Raw genomic sequence first — 20,005 nt, 5'->3', positions numbered from 1 at the left:
AGGAAATGTTCCGAACGCTGTGGCTTATTGTGCTCACAGGTGTCCTTTTTGCGTCTGGGTGTGCCGCTCCAAAAAAGCAGCCCCCGCTGACGCTTGTTGAGGCCCCACAGGATGCAGGGAAGCTTGTTAAGCAGCTTCACCCTGCGGGACAGCATCTTTCTTCTTGGACAGATATGCAGGGCGCTGTGGATCAGAGCCTTGCCTTTGTGTCGGTGAAGCCACAGGCCCGTGTTGCTCTGCAAAATGGTGCCGTACGGCTGACTTATGGTGACCTTCGGGAAACACTAGTGGAGCTGAAACAGGTCCTGCCGCAGCTTGACCGCAATCCCAGGCTCCTGAAAGAACGGTTTACGTGGCTCCGTCTCACGGGTGGCGCGCTGATGACTGGCTATTATGCGCCATACATCGAAGCCAGCCCAAAGCGAACTCCTGAGTATAGGTATCCACTCTACGGGGTGCCTCAGGATTTGCAGACAATGGACCTCGCAAAGTATCACCCTCGCTGGAAAGGTCAGAAACTGGTCTACCGTATTGAAAACGGTGAGCCTGTGCCGTATTACTCCCGTGAAGAAATTGACTACGAGGCCAAGCTTCGTGGCCGTGGGCTGGAACTGGCGTGGGCAAAAGACAGTGTTGATGTCTTTTTTCTCCAGATTCAGGGTTCCGGTTTGCTCAAGTATCCAGATGGAAGCATGCACCACATTTTGTATGCGGGAAAAAATGGCCGTCAGTACGTCAGCCTGGGCAAGGTGCTGATTCGTCGGGGTTTGCTGGACCCCAAGGCCGTGAGCATGAAGAGTATCCGGGAATATCTTGCAGCACATCCTGATGAAATTCCTGATTTGCTGTCCACCAATCCAAGCTATGTTTTTTTCCGGGTAGGGGACAATGGTCCCTATGGCGCAATGGGGAAACTGTTGACGCCACGGGTGAGCATGGCTACAGACCCAAAGGTCTTTCCTCTTGGCGCGGTTATGGCGTTTGATGCCAAGCTGCCACCAGAGGCACCGGGGGCCGCTCCCGGTGAGGTTACAGGCATTGGCCTTGCGCAGGACACAGGTGGAGCCATTAAGGGTGCTCGTCTGGACTGGTTCTGTGGCAGTGGAACCAATGTTGAATATTTTGCCGGGCACATAAAGTCTCCGGCGTCAGTATATATGCTTGTTAGCAAAGAGGTTCTGAAACGATGACTCAACCCGGTCTTTCCGAGATCAGGAATGCCCTCCAGAGCTGTTTTACACAGCAGCGAGAGGCTGTTGCCGCGTGGCATGACAATGAACCAGAAGAAATCGAACTGGACGGTGAAGAGGTCTCTCTGGAGCGCCTTGCTTCGCTGATTGCGCGCGAAAATTTGCGAAACTTCCGCCTGTGGCACGTTGAAGATCAGGCGCGGAGAAAGGACGTTGACGCAACGGTGATTGCATCCTGCAAGCAGCAGGTCGACGCTCTGAATCAGTCTCGTAATGACTACATGGAAAAAACTGACGCCTGTCTCGTGTCCCTGCTTTTGCCGCTGTTGCCAAAAGACGCTGCTGAGCGCTACAACACCGAGTCCCTTGGCGCAGCCATAGACAGACTGTCCATCCTTTGCCTCAAAATTTTCCATATGCAGGAACAGACCGAGCGCACGGATGTCGACGCTGACCACATTGCCAAATGCCAGCAGAAGCTTGCTGTTCTGAACGAGCAGCATGGCGATCTGTGCCGGGCAGTGGACGAGCTTGTGGAAGAATACGCCGATGGTCGCAAGCGCCCCAAAGTCTATTACCAGTTCAAGATGTATAACGACCCCAGTCTGAACCCGGCCTTGTACAAGGCTGGCCAGACCGTGTCCAAGTAGCGGAGGTTCCTCAGATGGCCGATTATGAAGCCGTTATTGGGCTTGAAGTCCATGCACAGCTCAAGACAAAAACAAAGCTCTTCTGTTCCTGTTCCAATGAATTCGGTCAGGAGCCTAATACCAATATTTGCCCTGTGTGCACGGGGCAGCCGGGCAGCCTTCCCGTTCTGAACAGGACCGCTGTGGAGTATGCTGTCAAAATGGCTCTTGCCATTGATTGCTCTGTGAATGAGCGCTCCATTTTTGCCCGAAAGAACTATTTTTATCCTGACCTCCCAATGGGCTACCAGATTTCCCAGTTTGACCTGCCGTTCTCTGAGCACGGTTCTGTGGAAATCGAAGTCGGCGGAGAAAAGAAAACAATCGGCGTAACCCGCATTCACATGGAAAACGACGCTGGCAAGAATATCCACTCGCATACCGAGAACGCCAGCTTTGTGGACCTGAACCGTGCCGGAACGCCGCTTATCGAGATTGTTTCTGACCCCGACATGCGCTCTCCGGAAGAAGCTGTTGCTTACCTCAAGTCGCTGCATTCCATTTTGCTCTATCTGGGCATTTGTGACGGCAACATGGAAGAGGGCAGTTTCCGCTGTGACGCAAACGTGTCTATCCGTCCTCGCGGGCAGAAAGAGTTTGGTACCCGTGCCGAGCTGAAAAACATGAACTCGTTCCGTAATGTGCAGCGTGCTATTGCCTACGAGATTGAGCGTCAGGAAGACCTGCTGGAAGACGGCGAGGAAGTCATTCAGGAAACCCGTCTTTTTGATGCTGACCGTGGCGTAACTGCGTCCATGCGAGGCAAGGAAGAGGCTCATGACTACCGTTATTTCCCTGATCCGGATTTGCTGCCTCTGATTCTGGAGCGTGACTGGATTGAGAAGCTGCGGTCCGAGCTTCCTGAACTGCCTGCCGCCCGTTTGGTTCGTTTTGAGGAGCAGTACAGCCTGCCTCAGGCTGATGCCGAAGTCTTGACTGCTGACCGTGAGCTTGCTGACTACTACGAGGCTGCTGTTGAAGCCTATGCAGAGCCACGCAAGGTTGCGAACTGGGTACAGACTGAAATGCTGCGCATGCTCAACGAAACCACGGGGCATATCTCTGCCTGTGGCATGAGTGCCGCGCATTTTGCTGCTCTGGTCCGCCTTGTGGATGAGGGCACCATTAACCAGAAGGTCGCAAAGAAAATTTTTACCGAGCTGTTCAAGGATGGCGGTGATCCGGAAGCCTACGTGAAAGAGAAGGGCCTTGTGCAGATCTCTGACACTGGCGCACTGGAAACTGCTGTTGATGATGTGCTGGCAGCCAACCCGTCTGAGGTTGAGGCGTACCGTGGCGGCAAAAAGAAGCTGATGGGCTTCTTTGTCGGTCAGGTTATGCGCCAGACTCGCGGACAGGGTAATCCGAAATTGGTAAATCAGATTCTCTCGAAAAAACTGGGCTAGACCGGAGGCGACTCATGGATTGGCATATTCGGTTTTCTGACGAAAAGGACTGCCTGGTTCTTTTGGACCAGCGGGTGCTTCCCACTCGTGAAGAGTGGTTCGAGTGCACAGATACCACAAGCACTATTTATGCGCTCCAGACGATGGTTGTGCGCGGCGCTCCCGCTATTGGCGTGACTGCGGCGTATGGCTGTTATCTTGCGGCTCGCGAAGCTGCGGGTGAGGGCTGGGAAGCCCGGCTTGAGACGTTGCTTGCGGATTTGGCTGCGGCCCGTCCTACAGCCGTCAATTTGCGCTGGGCTGTGAATCGTATGCAGGAGGCCCGTGCGGCTCGTCCTGAGCTTGATTACGATGGCCTGTGTGCATTCTGGCTTTCTCTGGCCAAAGAGATTCACGAGGAAGACAAGCGGCTGTGTCGCCAGATTGGCGTGCACGGGGCAACTGTCCTTGAGGACGGCGACACCGTGATGACTCACTGCAATGCTGGAGCATTGGCTACTGCCGATTATGGAACCGCATTGGGTGTGATTCGTGGCGCAGTGGACGCTGGAAAGAAAATTGATGTCATTGCCAACGAGACCCGTCCGTTTTTGCAGGGCGCACGTCTGACTGCCTACGAGTTGCAGGTGGACGGTATTCCGGTTCGTGTTGCCTGTGACAATGCCTGTTCTCTTTTGATGAAAAAGGGCATGGTCGACAGGGTTGTGGTCGGTGCTGACCGCATTGCGGCCAACGGTGATGCGGCCAATAAAATTGGCACCAGTGGCGTGGCGCTGCTGGCAAAGCACTACGGTGTGCCGTTTTATGTTGCGGCACCGCTTTCGACCATTGATCGTGACACAGCTGATGGGGATGCTATTCCCATTGAGAACCGTCCGGCCCGAGAGGTCACGCATGTCGGCGAAACCCAGATCACTCCCGATGGGGTAGAGGTCTTTAATTTTGCCTTTGATGTGACTCCGGCTGAACTTATTGCTGGTATTGTAACGGAAGTCGGGGTACTCCGCCCTCCGTACACAAACGCCATTGCCCAGGCATTCGAGAAGAAGGCGCAGGAAGAGAACGCAGAAAAATAAGAATTTCTGCGGTGTTGCGCCTTGGACAACTTTGCTGAAAAGCGGGCCAGAGCAAGAGTTTGATGCTTCTGGCCCGCTTGTTATTCAAACTTTTTATATATTCGAGTATAACGAAAGCTATGTTACCCACCATTGCACTCATTGGCCGCCCCAACGTGGGCAAGTCAACCCTGTTTAACCGGCTTATACGTCAGCAGAAAGCGCTGACTCATGACTTGCCGGGTGTGACCCGCGACCGCATTTACGGCGTGGTTCGTCAGTCTGACGTGCCTTTCGCTTTGGTGGATACGGGCGGTTTGGTCATGGACGAAGACCAGAACTTTGAGCAGGAGATCATGCAGCAGGCTCAGGAAGCTATTGCAGAATCTCAGGTCATCATGCTGGTCGTTGATGGCAAGAATGGTCTGAATCCTGTGGATGAACAGGTTGCTCGTGACCTGCGCGAAAGCCACAAGCCCGTGCTTCTCGTCGTCAACAAGATTGATGGCTATGAGAAAGAAGGCAATGCCTCGGAATTCCACGCTCTTGGCATGGACATGCTGAATGTGAGTGCTGCTCACGGGCACAACATCCCGGCTCTTCTGGATCGCCTGAATGAGCTTCTGGAAAAAGAAGGCTATGACGCCGAGACCGTGAAGGAAGACGATGACGCAACAGGTCTCCGCCTTGCGCTGATCGGTCGCCCAAATGCTGGCAAGTCATCCATTTGCAACCGGATGCTGGGCGAAGACCGCATGATCGTGAGCGACCGTGCAGGTACGACCCGTGATAGCGTTGATGTCACTGTTGAAGTTGACAAAAAGCGTTATACCTTTGTGGACACCGCTGGTATTCGCCGCAAAAGCAAAATTTCTGAAAACCTTGAGCATTTTTCTGTGCTTCGTTCCCTGAAAGCCAGTAAGAACGCTCAGGTCGCTGTGCTGGTGCTTGATGCTGTTGAGGGACTCACCATGCAGGATAAGAAGCTGGTATCTTTCCTTGACCGGGAAAAGACGCCGCTGATTATTATTGTGAACAAGATGGACCTCATCCCCAAAGGCAAGGTCGACCAGCTCAAGAAGTACTTCTATGACCAGCTGCGCATTTGTCCCCATGTGCCCAAGCTGTTCACCTCTGCGCTGTCTGGCCAGAACCTGCGTCACCTCCTGCCGCTTGCCCAGAAGCTGTGGAAGGAGTGCCAGATTCGAGTCACCACAGGTATTCTGAACAGAACACTCAAGGACGCGATCACTCGTCACCAGCCGCCGATTATGAAACATCGTCGTGCAAAGTTCTACTACCTGACTCAGGCAGGCATTACGCCTCCGACCTTTGTTTTTTTTGTGAACGACCCTGAGTTGGTGAGGGACTCCTATGTGCGTTATCTGGAAAACCAGTTGCGTAAGTCTTTTGGTCTGAAAATGGCTCCGATGGCTGTCCATTTTCGTGGAAGCCACAAGAAAAAGTCCAAAAAAGGCTGATGTTTCCGAATCATTTCGAGCAGACTTCTTGACCGGGGATGTGGAATTGCATACCGTGTCGGAATCGCACGAAATGTGCACGTTTCAAGGCTCTGGAGTAGTCCTTCAGAGCCTAAACCTGACTCGCATAGGGAGAATTAACGTGCAAACTACGGAATTTATCTGGTTTGATGGAAAACTGGTGCCTTGGGATCAGGCCCAGGTCCACGTCATGACACACTCTCTGCACTATGGCTGTGCAGTTTTTGAAGGGATTCGCGCATACAAGACGGCTGACGGTGGCTCTGCCGTATTCCGGCTCAAGGAACACGTCGCCCGTCTGTTCAATTCCGCAAAGATCATGGAAATGGAAATTCCATTTTCTGAGGAAGACGTCTGTAATGGCATTCTTGAAACGCTGAAAGTCAACAAGCTGGATGAGGGGTATATCCGGCCGTTGTCCTTTATCGGTGCAGGAGCTATGGGCGTTCATCCGTCCACGAATCCGATTCAGACCATCATTGCTGTGTGGCCGTGGGGCGCATATCTTGGCGCCGAAGCTCTGGAACAGGGCATCCGGGTAAAAACGTCGACCTTTACCCGTCTGCACGTCAACGTGATGATGACAAAAGCCAAAACCAGCGGAAACTACGCCAACTCCATCCTTGCCAAGCGTGAGGCTGTTGCAGATGGCTATGATGAAGCCCTGATGCTTGACACAGAGGGCTATGTTTCCGAGGCCACTGGCGAAAATATTTTCCTGGTCCGTAATGGGGTTATCAAGACTCCGCCGCTGACGTCTGTTCTGGACGGCCTGACCCGTAACAGCCTGATTACGCTGGCACGTGGCCTTGGCTATGAAGTGGTAGAGCAGCGCTTTACCCGAGACGAACTGTACTCGGCAGACGAAGCATTCTTCTGTGGCACCGCCGCAGAGGTAACTCCCATCCGTGAGGTTGATCGCCGGGTTATTGGCGCTGGCCATGCTGGCGAAGTGACCAAGCACCTCCAGAAAGAATACTTCAAGCTTGTTCGGGGTGAAAATCCCGAATATGCTCACTGGCTGGATGCCTACAGCCTGTAAGCTCAGACTGTCAGGCGTTTTTGCAAAATGATTCTAACGCGCCGCATCCGTTCTTCGGGTGCGGCGCATCAGCAGCAAGGGTTCTATGAGCCAGTCACACCTGACACACAAGTATCGTCCCCAGACATTTGCCGATGTCGCCGGGCAGGAAACCATTAAGGCTATTCTGTCTCGCGCTGCGGCTACCGGTGCAATCGCACCTGCCTATATGTTTTCTGGCACTCGCGGAGTTGGTAAAACCACCATCGCCCGTATCTTTGCCAAAGCTATCAACTGTGAAAAGGGTCCCGCCGCCGAGCCATGCAATGAGTGCCTGCATTGTCGCCAGATTTCTGCAGGTGCCGCTGTTGACGTGGCCGAGATTGACGGTGCATCCAATACTGGTGTTGACGATGTACGAAGCCTGAAAGAAGACGTAGGCTTCGCTCCCATTGACTGCCGATACAAGGTTTTCATTATTGACGAAGCGCACATGCTCTCTAAGAGTGCATTCAATGCGCTTCTGAAAACCCTTGAAGAGCCGCCTTCACACGTCACTTTTATTTTGGCGACCACCGAGCCGCACAAATTCCCCCAGACCATTATTAGCCGCTGCCAGCATTATACCTTTAAGCGCCTGACGCAAAAGGAGCTTGAGGCTCATTTGACGCGCATTCTGGAAACAGAGGGCAAGCCCTTTGATTCTGCGGCAATTTCGTTGATTGCTCGCCGTGGTGCGGGAAGTGTGCGTGATTCCATGTCCCTTCTGGGGCAGGTGCTCGCCCTTGGTGGGGAAACGCTCACTGCTGACGACGTTCGTACAGTGCTTGGTCTTGCTGGCCGGGATATTCTTTTCCGGCTGATGGATGCCTTGCACAAGCAGGACTGTGTTGGTGTCAGCGGTATTGTCGCGGAAATCCTCGATCAGGGTCTGGACCTTGGCTTCTTTATGCGCGAGCTGACCGAAGCATGGCGTACCATGTTCCTGCTTTCGCAGGCAGGGGACAAGGCCTTGGCTATTCTGGATCTCCCGGATGAGGAAGCCGCGCAGTGGAAGGAATGGACAAAGAAATTTTCAATGGCGCACATCCATGCGTGCTGGCAGCTGACCCTCGAAGGACAGCAGCGCGTACGGCAAAGCCTTGAGCCTGCGCTTGCCTTGGAGCTTTTGCTTCTGAACCTGACCTATCTGTCACAGCTTGTGGGACTTGAAGGCGCTGGCAATGCTGGTGTGCCTTCTGCCCCGGTTCCGGCCGCAGGGCAGGGGGGAGCTGCTCAGGGAACACCGCCAGCAGGGCCTGCTTCTGGTGCTGCACCGGCATCAGGTGGTGCGGGGATGGCTCCCCGTCAGCCGCAGCAGAATGTTCGGGCGTCACGACCGGCAGCACCTGCGCCGCGAGTGCAGGCGGCAGCGCAGCCCGTGTCTCCGCAGGGGGATACCATGACGGCTGCCCGGCCTCAGCCCGCGCGCCCCGCTCCGCAGCAGAGACAGGCTGCTCCGGCCGCTCGTCAGCAGCAGGGGCAGGGAGGATTCCCACCTGTTCCGGCAGGTCCCAAAACCTGGGAAAATTTTTTGGATTACGCAACCCAGTGCAAGGGCGCGACAGGCCGAAGCATAAATGGTATCCGCCACGTCCGCGCGCATGTGGGAAACGGTGCTCTGATTCTCCAGTGCAACAACAAGTTCCACTGTGAGCAGATCAAGGCCAACAGTTCCTATTCTTTTTTGCAGGAACTTGTGCGTGAGTATTTTGGTTCAGACTGGAAGATTGAATTCCAGTTTCAGCAGAAACAGCGGAAAAACCGCTCTCAGATTAAGGATGAAATGAGCGAGCACCCTCTGGTTCAGAATATCGTCAGCGAGTTCGATGCGCAGATTATGAGCGCCGGACCTCGCACCGACGTGAAGCAGAAAGCCTAGTCGGGCAAGATTCGCACGCATCCACGCATTGAAGGAGTAAGAGAAATGAAAGGCATGAATGATCTGGTTCGTCAGGCTCAGATGATGCAGCGTAAGATGAGCAAACTTCAGGAAGATCTGGAAGACCGTGTTGTTGAAGCCAGCGCTGGCGGCGGCATGGTGACTGTTGAGGCTACGTGCTCTGGTAGCGTGAAGTCCCTCAAAATTGATCCTGCTGTTGTTGACCCGGAAGACGTTGAAATGCTTCAGGACCTCGTCCTTGCTGCCGTGAACGAAGCAGTGAAAAAGGGCAAGGAAACCATGGAAAGCGAAATGGGCAAGCTCACCGGCGGCATCAACATCCCCGGAATGTTCTAGGAGGCGCGTTGTGCAGCAGCTCCCGGAACCGCTCAAGGCGGTTGTGGACCAGTTGGCCCAGTTGCCCGGCCTTGGCCCAAAGTCTGCCCTTCGGGCCGCGCTGGAGTTGCTCAAGTGGCCTCAGCCGCGGGCAACCGCGTTGGGACAGAGTATTCTGGACCTTCGTGAGAAACTTTTTTTCTGTGATCGGTGTGCCAGTTTGTCGGATAGCAATCCGTGCTCAATCTGTACGGACCCCGGCCGCTCGGATGAACAGCTTATGGTTGTTGCCGAGTGGGATAGCCTGATTACCCTCGAAGAGGGTGGCTTTTACAAGGGACGCTATCTGGTGCTTGGTGGCCTTTTGGCTCCTCTGGAAAACGTGAACCCTCAGCAGCTCGAAATAGCTCGGCTGCGGGAACGACTTAAAGAGGGACAGGTGCGGGAGCTTATTCTTGCGCTTGGCACCACCTTGGAGGCAGAGGCAACGGCGACATATCTCAAAGATATGGTGGAGCGGGATTTCCCGCAGGTACAGGTCTCTCGGCTTGCTCAGGGCATTCCTCTGGGTGCTGAGGTCAAGTTTATTGATCGCGAGACGCTGCGCCAGTCACTCCAGTATCGCCAAAAGCTGTGAATCTGCCTGTGAGTCTTGACGCACCGGGCCGCACATGAGACGAAGCCGGATGAACCCCCTTCGCTGGGGGGCATCCGGTTTTTTTGTATGATTGAGGAGTCTTGCGGAAATGTCCGATACACTCAGAGCCGAAATAAAGAACATCGTCTTTTATAATGCTGAAAACGGCTACCTTGTGGCTCGTGCCAATGTGGAAAACGAACCGGGTTTGGTAACCGTTGTGGGCAATATGCCTGAGCCAAACCCCGGAGAACTGCTTGAGCTTACTGGAGAGTGGACCGAGCATCCGCGCTTTGGCCGACAGTTCCGCATTGCTTTTTCGGAACAGGTGATGCCCGCAACCCTGAATGGCATCCGCCGTTATCTGGGGTCTGGCATGATTAAGGGTATTGGCCCTGTTCTGGCTGGACGGCTGGTCGATACCTTTGGAACGGATGTGCTGACCGTTCTTGAAGAAGAACCCAAAAAGCTTTTGACTGTCGAAGGGCTTGGCAAAAAGAAGCTCGATAAGATTTTGGCCTCGTGGGATGAACAGCACGAGGTGCGCAATCTGATGATTTTTTTGCAGACCCACGACATCCCCCCGACCTACGCAGCACGAATTTTCAAAAAATATGGCAATGGTGCGGTTTCCCGCATTCAGGAAAACCCGTACGAGCTGGCCTATGAGATTCATGGCATTGGCTTCAAGCTTGCGGACCGTATGGCCCTGCGGCTTGGCTTTGCCGAAACTGCGCCTGAGCGTATGGCTGCGGCCGTGCTGTATGCTCTGGAGTCTGCGGCAGACCACGGCAACCTCTTTTTGCCGCTGGATAAGCTCATTGATGGCGTTGATCGCCTGATTCCGGGTGTTGATCCAGAGGCAATTCATGACGCGGTGAATTCACTCTCGGCCCGAAAGCGGGTGCATGTGGAGTCTTTGCCTCACCAGAATATCGAACACGCTGTGTACCTCATGCATTTTTACAGGCATGAGAAGGAAATCAGCTCTCGGTTCTATGCCTTGTGTGAGCATCCCACACCAGTTGATCTGGAAAAGATCAGCACGCTTTTGCCCCGGCTGGAAGCTGAGGAGTCCATCGAACTTTCCGAAGAGCAGCGTGAAGCTGTTTTTGGTGGCTGCGAAAACAAGGTCTTTGTCGTTACAGGCGGTCCGGGTACAGGTAAAACCACCATTACCCGCGTGATGGTTCGGGTGCTGGACAAGCTTGGATTCAAAATCAAGCTGGCCGCTCCAACGGGGCGCGCAGCAAAGCGTCTTTCCGAAGCCACGGGCTATACTGCCTCAACCCTGCACCGTCTTTTGCAGTATTCGCCGGGCGGTGGCTTTGGCATGCACGAAGAAAACAAGCTTGAAGCACAGGTCGTGGTTGTGGACGAAGTGTCCATGCTTGATACCTACCTGTGTCTAGCTTTGCTTCGGGCTTTGCCTCTGACCTGTAGGCTGGTGCTTATTGGTGATGTGAACCAGCTCCCGTCTGTTGGTCCCGGCAACGTGCTTGCAGATATTTTGAACAGTGAGGCCGTGCCTAGTGCCCGGCTGACACGAATTTACCGTCAGGCGCAGGAGAGCTTGATCGTGACCAATGCGCACCGCGTGAACAGCGGAGAACTGCCCATTGTGTCGAGCAAGCCTGCCCCGGAGAACGATTTTTTCTGGGTAAAGCAGGAAGATTCCTCGCGCATTCAGCATCTGATGCTTCAGCTTATGGAAAGAATTCCTGCCATGTATGGACTGGACCCTGTGCGTGATGTGCAGGTGCTGACGCCTATGCACAAGGGTGATCTTGGGACGCAGTCACTGAATCACCTGTTGCAGGAAAAGCTGAATCCACGAAAGGGCGGAATCACGCGCGGAAGCGTGGAGTTTCGTGTGGGAGACCGCGTCCTCCAGACCAAGAACAACTATGACAAGGACGTCTTTAATGGTGACCTTGGATGGATTTGTGAGGTTGAACCTGTTCGCGGCGAGCTGATGGTTGATTTTGAAGGGCATATGGTCAGCTATGACATGCAGGATATTGATGAACTGACACCTGCCTATGCGATCAGTGTGCACAAGTCGCAGGGCAGTGAATATCCGGCGGTTATCATTCCTGTGGTGACCCAGCACTATATGCTTTTGCAGCGAAATTTGATTTATACAGCACTGACCCGAGCCAAAAAGCTCGCGGTGCTGATTGGTGGACAGCGGGCCATGAGTATTGGCATTGCGCGTGCGGACAGCAACCAGCGTTTTACGCATTTGCAGTACCGCTTGCAGGAAATTTTCAACGGGTCCTAGGGCCAAGAAAAGGACGAATATGAGCAGTCTTCCCTGTGTGTTGACGATTGCTGGTTCCGACTCTGGTGGCGGAGCTGGCATTCAGGCTGACCTGAAAACTATGACCATGCTGGGTGGTTTTGGCATGTCTGTCATCACCTCCCTGACTTCTCAGAACTCGCTGGGAGTGGACGACATCCATGCTCCTGCACCTGAGTTTGTGGTGAAGCAGTATAATGCCGTCACCAGTGATTTTCCTGTTGCAGCTGCCAAGACTGGGATGCTGTTTTCGCGTGGAATCATTGAGGCGCTGTGTACGCGCCTGAGTGAGCGTGATTTTCCTCTGGTTGTTGACCCTGTGTGCGTCAGCCAGAGTGGACATCGACTTTTGCAGGAAGACGCTGTCGACGCCATTCGTGAGCATCTGATTCCTTTGGCAGATATTTTTACGCCAAATCGTCCAGAGGCCGAGTTGCTGGCTGGGATGAGCATCTGTTCTGATGAAGATATTCAGCAGGCAATCGCAAAGCTTCTGGATATGGGCGCAAAGGCTGTGTTGTTGAAGGGCGGTCATTTTGATGGCGAGCGTATGGTGGACTGGCTGGGCGTGAAGGGGCAGGACCCCATTGCGATTGAGCAGCAGTACATTGAGACGAAAAATACGCATGGCACGGGGTGCACGCTTTCTGCCGCTATTGCCACGGGCTTGGCCAAGGGACTGAGCATTGAGGATGCCGTACTGGAAGCACAGAGTTTTCTGAACAGTGCGCTTGCCGCAAGCTTCACTCCGGGACACGGGTGCGGACCTGCAAATCACAGCGTAGAGCTGATGCGTTTGCAGGCACAGGATGCGTGTGGTGCAGAACTTGCCCGTCTTGCGGACATTCTTGACGTAGAAGATACGCCTTTTGTGGACGCTGGGCTGAGTGTGGAAGCTGTTGCAGTATCCCTGCCGTGGGCGAGAAAAACAGAACATGTTTTGCGATATGCTTTGAGCCATACAGAAATCGAAGCAGAGCAGAGTAGCCGTTTTCGCTATCCAGAAAAGGGTGGAGACGAGCTGATTGCAGAAATTGCCCATACGGCAACGGTTTTGTATCCTGAGGGGGCTTTTGTTTGTGAGCTTTGCGCAGACTCAGAAGTCATGAATGAGCTTGTTGCATTGAAGGAAGAAAGTTCTGAGCTTGGAACTGATTTTTTCGTGGAATGTAGCGAACCTACGGGTGAAAAAACTTTTTCGGAAAAGCTCAGATATCGATTGACTTCTGGTGCCGAAATGGTGCATGTGGTGTGCGTGCCCGACTCCGATGGTTTTACACGACTTTTTGTGGTGGAAAAAACCGTGGAAGACGTCATGCGTACACTGGGTGCACTTGTGACGGCATAGCGGAGCAAACCTGAATATTCCTCGGCCTGAGTATTTGTTTGAAACCCTTTGGGGATTGACAGAATACCGCCTGGGGATTAGGGTTTGCCACTTTTGTGAGGCATTGAAAAACGTTCCGCTTTGGCTTTGGCCAAAAGGTGGCGCGATTTTGTCGTTTTGACGATGGAAACGCCCGCCGGAACGGAGTATTCGGTCATACATGTGTCCGGCTGTTCCCGATAGTTACACAAATATGCGGCGGTGGCGAAATTGGTAGACGCGCTGGTCTTAGGAGCCAGTGTCTTTCGACGTGCGGGTTCAAGTCCCGCCCGCCGCACCACGAGAATACAGCACAGGGCCTCGGCCCATTAAGAATACTATTCTGGCTACTGCCGCTTGGCACGGCCATCGACGAACCAAAAGGGTATGCCGTACAGGCGAAGAAGGAGTGCATCCAATGGAATATAAAGTCGAGGAAATTTCCCCGGTAGAACGCAAGATTGTTGTTGATATCCCTGTTGAGGAAGTCAACGCATCCATTACCGCTACGGTCGCTCTGTACAAGACTTCTGTAGACATCAAGGGCTTCCGTAAGGGCAAGGTCCCGAGCTCTCTGATCGAAAGCCGTTTCCGTGACAAAATTTATCAGGAAGCTACTGGCGACCTGATCAACTACCAGCTCAACGAAATCCTCGGTGAGACCAAGCTCCAGCCGCTTTCCCGCCTGGACGTGGACGCCAAGGAACTCGTGCGTGGTGAGTCTTTCACCTACACCGTGAGCTTTGAAGTTGCTCCTGATTTCGAGCTGCCGGAATACGGCAAGCTTGAGGTTGAGCAGGAAGCTGTTGCAGTTGACTCCAAAGAGATTGAGGACGTCATCGAGCGCATCCGCACCAATCTCGCTGAGCTGAAAGACGTGGAAGAAGACCGCGTGGCTCAGGATGGCGACGTTGCCATCATCAACTTCAACGCATGGCAGGAAGACAAGGCTCTTGACGAGATCAAGGCTGACAACTTCCAGCTTCCCCTTGGCGATGGTCAGGCCCTCGAAGGCTTTGAAGACATCGTGAAGAAGCTCAAGAAGGGCGAAAACGGCGAAGGCGACATCACCTTCCCCGAAGACTTCATCAACAAGGACTACGCTGGTCAGACTGTGACCATGCGTGTGAAGCTCGTGAATCTGAAGCAGCGCATCCTCCCTGAGGTTGACGACGAGTTCGCCAAGAAAGCTGGCGGATTCCCCTCTGTTGAAAAGATGCGCGAAGCTATCGAAAGCTCCTACATGACTTCCCGCAAGAATCTCGTGAAGGCCGCTGCTGAGAAGAAACTTCTCGACGGCCTGATGGAGAAGACTGACTTCATGCTGCCTCCGGCACTGGTCGAAGAAAACATCGACCGCATGATCCTTGACCTCAAGGCTCGTGTTGAAAGCCAGGGTCGCCGCATCGAAACTCTGGGCAAGACTCCCGAGGAACTCCGCGAAGAGTACAAGCCCAAGTCCGAAGAACTCGTCCGCACCCAGCTCTTCCTTCTGGCTGTTGCCAAGAAAGAAGAACTCAAGGTCGAGAATCAGGAAGTCGACACCTACATCTATCAGGAAGCACTGCGCCAGCGTCAGGATCCCGAGACCCTGCGCCGTCAGTACGAGGACAACAACCTTATGTTTGCCCTCCGTGACCGCCTGCTGGCCGACAAGGCTATGGAACTGATTTACTCTCAGGCTGAGGTAAAAGAAGTTCCCGCTGCTGAGCTGAAGAAAGAAGAAAAAGAAGAAAAGTAGCATCATATAGCGGGGAATGCGCTCGCGTTCCCCGCTTTTCATCCCTTCCTGCCTATCCTGGCCCCGGCCTTTTTGTCGGGTATTCCTCCTGATTTTCCTCTTCTTTGATGGATTTCTGGCGCAAGCCCCCGTCAAAATACCGAATTCCGCCATGTGCTTTGGATTTGGCAGTGGACTTGCCAAGTCCTTTTGGCGTATTATTCTTCTGATGACATCATGTCATCGCGTTATTTTATTCTGCACACAAGGGAGAGCAATATTCATGGGCACAATTCCCATTGTAGTCGAGACAACAGGACGCACTGAACGTGCTTACGATATCTACTCCAGACTTCTGAAAGATCGAATCATTGTGTTGAGCACCCCCATTGACGACAACGTCGCCAGCCTCATTTGTGCTCAGCTCCTGTTCCTCGAGTCCGAAAGTCCCGAGAAAGATATTTACATGTATATTAATTCCCCAGGTGGTTCCGTAACTGCTGGTTTGGCGATTTATGATACTATGAAATATATCTCATCGCCCGTGAGCACCCTGTGCATGGGCCAGTGCGCCAGCATGGGGGCTTTTCTGCTTTCTGCAGGAGAAAAAGGGAAAAGATATTCATTGCCAAATGCCCGTATCCTCATTCATCAGCCACTTGGCGGAATGCAGGGTCAGGCTTCCGATATTGAAATCCACGCCGCAGAGATCCTTCGGCTCAAGCAGCATCTGAACGAAATGCTGGCTGAGCACACCGGACAGGACCTCAAAAAGATTTCTCACGACACAGACCGCGATTACTTCATGAGCGCAGAAGAAGCTCGCGAATATGGCTTAATTGATAAAATTTTAGTATCCAGAAAGGATATCATCGAAGAGACCAAGGAGTAATACGCGTATGTCCAATTCTCAGATGAGCCTTCCTCGGGAACTTTGCTGCTCCTTTTGCGGTAAGCATTCGGACGAGGTGAAGCGGCTCATCGCTGGTCCCGACGTGTACATTTGTGATGAATGCGTCGCGCTGTGCAATGAAATCATTGCAGAAGAGAGTGTTTCCAAGGAAATTGAGGAAGGTAAACTCCTCACTCCGAAGGAAATTAATGTGTTGCTTGATGACTACGTCATTGGTCAGCCCAACGCTAAAAAGACCCTGTCTGTAGCGGTACACAACCACTACAAGCGTGTCTTTTTCTCCAGCAAACTGTCCGGCGACATTGAGCTCGACAAAAGTAATATTTTGCTGATTGGTCCTACTGGCTCCGGCAAAACTCTTGTTGCTCAGACCCTTGCACGAATCCTTAAAGTTCCATTTGCTATTGCCGATGCAACCACGCTGACCGAAGCTGGTTACGTTGGAGAAGATGTAGAAAATATCTTAGTGCAGCTTTTGCAAAATGCTGAATATGACATCGAAGCCGCATCCAAGGGCATCATTTATGTCGACGAAATCGACAAGATTGCCCGAAAGAGTGACGGTCCCTCTATTACCAGAGACGTTTCTGGTGAGGGCGTTCAGCAGGCCTTGTTGAAAATCATCGAAGGTACCGAAGCGAACATCCCGCCCAAGGGTGGCAGAAAGCACCCCCAGCAGGAATTCATTCGCTTGGATACGTCGAACATTCTTTTTATTCTTGGCGGTGCATTTATTGGTCTGGAAAAGATCATTCAGCATCGGCAGGAGGGTGGTGGCCTTGGCTTTGGTGCTCAGGTCGCAACCAAAAAAGAAAAGAGCTTGAGTACCCTCATCCGGGACGTGCACCCCAACGATCTGATTCGTTTTGGTCTCATCCCTGAGTTCGTCGGTCGTATCCCGATCGTGGCAACTCTTGAGGAACTCACAGAAGAGGACCTTGTCCGCATTCTGACGGAACCCAAAAATGCGCTGGTGCGCCAGTACCAGAAACTCTTCGAACTTGACGAGGTACAGCTTCGGTTCACGAGCAACGCGCTGAAGGCTATTGCCAAGAAAGCGCTGGCCCGTAAAACCGGTGCCCGTGGTTTGAGGAATGTCTTAGAGAGCATTATGCTCGACATTATGTACAAACTTCCCTCCCTCACGGGCGTGAAAGAGTGCGTTGTTAACGCTGCTGTGGTAGAAAAGGGTGTTGAACCCCTGCTCTTTTTCCGGCAAGAAGTAAAATCCGCATAGTCCAATAAGGGAATCCACGCCCCGGTAGGAGTCCTGCCGGGGCGTATTTGCAAGCAGTTCCTGACATTTCATTCAACACAGCGGATTCGGATTCCAAACCTGGTCGCCTGCTTTTGGTGAGGCGGCACCTGACGCCGAAATGGAGGAAGACATGTCTGAATTTCGTATAACGGACAACGATTCCCGCACACCTCAGTTGCAACTGCCGCTGATGTCTCTGCGCGATGTGGTCATGTTCCCGCGCTCTATTGTTCCTCTGTTTGTAGGACGAGACGCTTCGGTCAAGGCCATTGAAACGGCATTATCTGATTTTAATAAAAATATTTTCCTTGTCGCTCAGCGTACCCCGGAAGTTGAAAAACCACTTCCCGGTGATCTGTACGTTATTGGTACCGTCAGCAAAATTCTTCAGCTTTTGCGCCTGCCCGACGGCACCATCAAAGTCCTCTTCGAGGGCTTGTATCGCGCCCGCTGGTCCCCAGAAAAAGGCTTTGAGCCGCTCCCGGATGATCTGGAACAGGATGGTCTGGATTTCCCCTTTGTGAGCGTTAGCCGTCTGGAAAAGCGCGAAGCAGAAGGACCGGAAGTCGATGCTCTTGTGCGTACTGCACACGAAGCACTTGAGCAGTTCGGCAAGAGCAACAACAAGATTCCTAGCGAATCGCTCATGGCAATCATGTCTCTGAATGAGCCGGGACGTCTTGCTGATGCGTTGATGCCGCATCTTTCTGCGGATTTTTCCCGAAAGCAGGAACTTCTTGAAGAACTTGATCCTATTGCCCGTCTTGAGCAGGCATATCAGCTTCTTCAGGGTGAAATTGAAATTGCTTCCCTTGAAAAGAAGATCAAGAATCGCGTCAAAACCCAGATGGAAGGGAATCAGCGCGAGTATTATCTGAATGAGCAGCTCAAGGCGATTAACAAGGAAATGGGGCGCGAAGAAGACCCCATGGCCGAAGTCGCCGAGCTTGAGGAAAAGCTCAAGGCCAAGAATATGCCCGAAGAAAATCGGGAAAAGGCCATGCGCGAAATCAAGAAGCTGCGTCAGATTCCTCCGTCTTCCGCTGAGTACACGGTTGTCCGAAATTATGTTGACTGGATTTTGGACCTGCCGTGGAACACCTTGAAAAAGACAGATCTCGATATTGAGAATGCACGTGAAATTCTCGAAGCCGATCACTATGGCCTGAAGAAGCCCAAGGAGCGCATCCTTGAGTATCTCGCTGTACAGAAGCTGGTCGAGACTGTTCGTGGCCCAATTCTTTGCCTTGTCGGCCCTCCCGGAGTCGGCAAGACCTCTCTCTCCAAATCTATTGCCCGGGCAACGAATCGTGAATTTGTCAGGCTCTCCCTTGGTGGCGTGCGTGATGAAGCTGAGATTCGTGGTCATCGCCGGACGTACGTTGGCGCGCTTCCCGGCAAGATTATTCAGGCCCTCAAGCGTGTGAAGTTCAACAACCCTGTGTTCTGTCTCGACGAAGTCGACAAGATGAGCACGGACTTCCGCGGTGATCCGTCTGCGGCTTTGCTTGAGGTTTTGGACCCAGAGCAGAACTATTCTTTCAATGACCACTATTTGGATATGGATTACGACCTGTCCAAGGTCTTCTTCATTACCACGGCAAACAGCCTGCATTCCATCCCGCTTCCGCTTCAGGACAGAATGGAAATCATTGCTTTGCCGGGCTATCTCGAAACTGAGAAAATGAAGATTGCAAAGCAGTTCCTCGTGCCAAAGCAGATCAAGGCTCATGGCCTCAAGGAAGAGAACATTGTTTTCTCCGACAACGCTGTGCAGGACATCATTCGTCGCTACACTCGCGAGGCTGGCGTTCGTAACCTGGAGCGCGAGCTTGCCGCTGTGTGTCGTAAAACGACCATGAGGCTTGTTGAAGAGGACGACCTTGAGCGTTCCGTACGTGTCACCATGCAGAACCTTCCCGGGATGCTTGGTGTGCCGAAGTTCACTCATGGTGAGAAAGAAGAGAAGGCCCTTGTGGGTGTGTCTACCGGTCTTGCCTACACCGAAGTCGGCGGCGAGATGCTGATGGTAGAGACTGCGCTCATGGCAGGAACAGGTAAGGTTGTCATTACAGGCAAGCTTGGCGAAGTTATGCAGGAGTCTGCAAAGGCTGCGTTCTCGTATCTTCGCACTCGTTCCGACCTCTTTGGGCTGAAAAAGGATTTCTACAAGGAAATCGACATTCACGTCCATGTGCCCGAAGGCGCTATCCCCAAGGATGGACCGTCTGCTGGTATTACTCTCGCTACATCGATGGCCTCTGCGTTATTGAATTTGCCCGTCTCCAACGACGTTGCAATGACTGGTGAGATTACCCTGCGTGGGCGTGTGCTTCCTATTGGCGGCCTTCGCGAGAAGTTGCTCGCCGCGCATCGTGGCATGATTAAAACCGTTCTCATTCCTGAGGACAATGCAAAGGACCTCAAGGATGTGCCTGCAAGCATTTTGCGTGATCTCAAGATCATCAAGGTCGGCAGCATGGATCAGGTTCTTGAGCATGCCCTCGTTTGTGACGATCCAGAAAAAATATTCTCCGGGCGGGAGGACGCTATGTGTCCCATCGCTCTCAGCTTGCAGAAAGATCGGCAGGATGAGGCCCGGCATCAGTAATACAATGGGAGAGGAAGAATTGGGGGTCAGCCCCCAAACCCCCGCGTAAGGGAATGATTCCCTTACGTATCCTCATCG

15 protein-coding genes and 1 tRNA gene are annotated in these 20,005 nt (G+C 52.9%); all 16 read left to right on the top strand.

Going from position 1 to position 20,005, the window contains the following annotated elements:
- The first annotated feature begins 5 nt into the window (after nucleotides 1-5).
- The 16 genes from mltA to lon all read left to right on the top strand — a co-directional run bounded on the left by mltA (nucleotide 6) and on the right by lon (nucleotide 19,927).
- Nucleotides 6-1,190 (top strand): murein transglycosylase A, encoded by a 1,185-nt coding sequence (gene mltA / locus B5D23_RS08485; RefSeq protein ID WP_078685004.1) that lies wholly within the window; start codon nucleotides 6-8, stop codon nucleotides 1,188-1,190.
- Nucleotides 1,187-1,840 (top strand): DUF4254 domain-containing protein, encoded by a 654-nt coding sequence (locus B5D23_RS08480; RefSeq protein ID WP_078685003.1) that lies wholly within the window; start codon nucleotides 1,187-1,189, stop codon nucleotides 1,838-1,840. Before mltA ends, B5D23_RS08480 begins: the two co-directional genes overlap by 4 nt.
- A gap of 14 nt (nucleotides 1,841-1,854) precedes the next feature.
- A complete protein-coding gene (gatB, locus tag B5D23_RS08475) occupies nucleotides 1,855-3,285 on the top strand; it encodes an Asp-tRNA(Asn)/Glu-tRNA(Gln) amidotransferase subunit GatB (RefSeq protein ID WP_078685002.1) in 1,431 nt (476 codons plus the stop codon).
- Nucleotides 3,286-3,299: 14 nt separating this feature from the next.
- A complete protein-coding gene (mtnA, locus tag B5D23_RS08470; protein ID WP_078685001.1) occupies nucleotides 3,300-4,361 on the top strand; it encodes an S-methyl-5-thioribose-1-phosphate isomerase in 1,062 nt (353 codons plus the stop codon).
- A gap of 119 nt (nucleotides 4,362-4,480) precedes the next feature.
- Entirely contained in the window at nucleotides 4,481-5,821 is a 1,341-nt protein-coding gene (gene der, locus B5D23_RS08465) for a ribosome biogenesis GTPase Der (protein WP_078685000.1), read from the top strand.
- A gap of 142 nt (nucleotides 5,822-5,963) precedes the next feature.
- The gene (locus tag B5D23_RS08460) at nucleotides 5,964-6,884 is read left to right on the top strand and encodes a branched-chain amino acid transaminase (RefSeq protein ID WP_233814958.1); all 921 of its coding nucleotides are present in this window, start codon (nucleotides 5,964-5,966) and stop codon (nucleotides 6,882-6,884) included.
- An 85-nt stretch (nucleotides 6,885-6,969) separates the two neighbouring features.
- On the top strand, nucleotides 6,970-8,784 hold the full coding sequence (dnaX, locus tag B5D23_RS08455) for a DNA polymerase III subunit gamma/tau (RefSeq protein WP_078684998.1): 1,815 nt from the start codon (nucleotides 6,970-6,972) through the stop codon (nucleotides 8,782-8,784).
- A 45-nt stretch (nucleotides 8,785-8,829) separates the two neighbouring features.
- Nucleotides 8,830-9,141 carry a YbaB/EbfC family nucleoid-associated protein gene (locus B5D23_RS08450; RefSeq protein ID WP_078684997.1) on the top strand — a complete coding sequence of 104 codons (312 nt, stop codon included), beginning with the start codon at nucleotides 8,830-8,832 and terminating at the stop codon, nucleotides 9,139-9,141.
- Between the two features lie 10 nt (nucleotides 9,142-9,151).
- Nucleotides 9,152-9,757 carry a recombination mediator RecR gene (recR, locus tag B5D23_RS08445; RefSeq protein WP_078684996.1) on the top strand — a complete coding sequence of 202 codons (606 nt, stop codon included), beginning with the start codon at nucleotides 9,152-9,154 and terminating at the stop codon, nucleotides 9,755-9,757.
- Nucleotides 9,758-9,866: 109 nt separating this feature from the next.
- The gene (gene recD2 / locus B5D23_RS08440) at nucleotides 9,867-12,041 is read left to right on the top strand and encodes an SF1B family DNA helicase RecD2 (protein WP_078684995.1); all 2,175 of its coding nucleotides are present in this window, start codon (nucleotides 9,867-9,869) and stop codon (nucleotides 12,039-12,041) included.
- Between the two features lie 19 nt (nucleotides 12,042-12,060).
- Entirely contained in the window at nucleotides 12,061-13,407 is a 1,347-nt protein-coding gene (gene thiD, locus B5D23_RS15320; protein ID WP_078684994.1) for a bifunctional hydroxymethylpyrimidine kinase/phosphomethylpyrimidine kinase, read from the top strand.
- Between the two features lie 234 nt (nucleotides 13,408-13,641).
- A tRNA-Leu gene (locus B5D23_RS08430) sits at nucleotides 13,642-13,726 on the top strand.
- Nucleotides 13,727-13,843: 117 nt separating this feature from the next.
- The gene (tig, locus tag B5D23_RS08425; RefSeq protein WP_078684993.1) at nucleotides 13,844-15,166 is read left to right on the top strand and encodes a trigger factor; all 1,323 of its coding nucleotides are present in this window, start codon (nucleotides 13,844-13,846) and stop codon (nucleotides 15,164-15,166) included.
- A 262-nt stretch (nucleotides 15,167-15,428) separates the two neighbouring features.
- Nucleotides 15,429-16,037: an ATP-dependent Clp endopeptidase proteolytic subunit ClpP gene (clpP, locus tag B5D23_RS08420; RefSeq protein ID WP_078684992.1), complete on the top strand. Its 609-nt coding sequence runs from the start codon at nucleotides 15,429-15,431 to the stop codon at nucleotides 16,035-16,037.
- A 7-nt stretch (nucleotides 16,038-16,044) separates the two neighbouring features.
- Nucleotides 16,045-17,295 (top strand): ATP-dependent Clp protease ATP-binding subunit ClpX, encoded by a 1,251-nt coding sequence (clpX, locus tag B5D23_RS08415; protein WP_078684991.1) that lies wholly within the window; start codon nucleotides 16,045-16,047, stop codon nucleotides 17,293-17,295.
- A 151-nt stretch (nucleotides 17,296-17,446) separates the two neighbouring features.
- Complete coding sequence (gene lon, locus B5D23_RS08410) at nucleotides 17,447-19,927, top strand: endopeptidase La (protein ID WP_078684990.1); 2,481 nt, start codon at nucleotides 17,447-17,449, stop codon at nucleotides 19,925-19,927.
- The last annotated feature ends 78 nt before the right edge of the window (nucleotides 19,928-20,005 follow it).

Origin of the sequence: Desulfobaculum bizertense DSM 18034 (assembly GCF_900167065.1) — a bacterium.
GTDB lineage: Bacteria > Desulfobacterota > Desulfovibrionia > Desulfovibrionales > Desulfovibrionaceae > Desulfobaculum > Desulfobaculum bizertense.
Note: the sequence above shows the minus strand (reverse complement) of the source record. Positions and strands in the feature narration are given on the sequence as shown.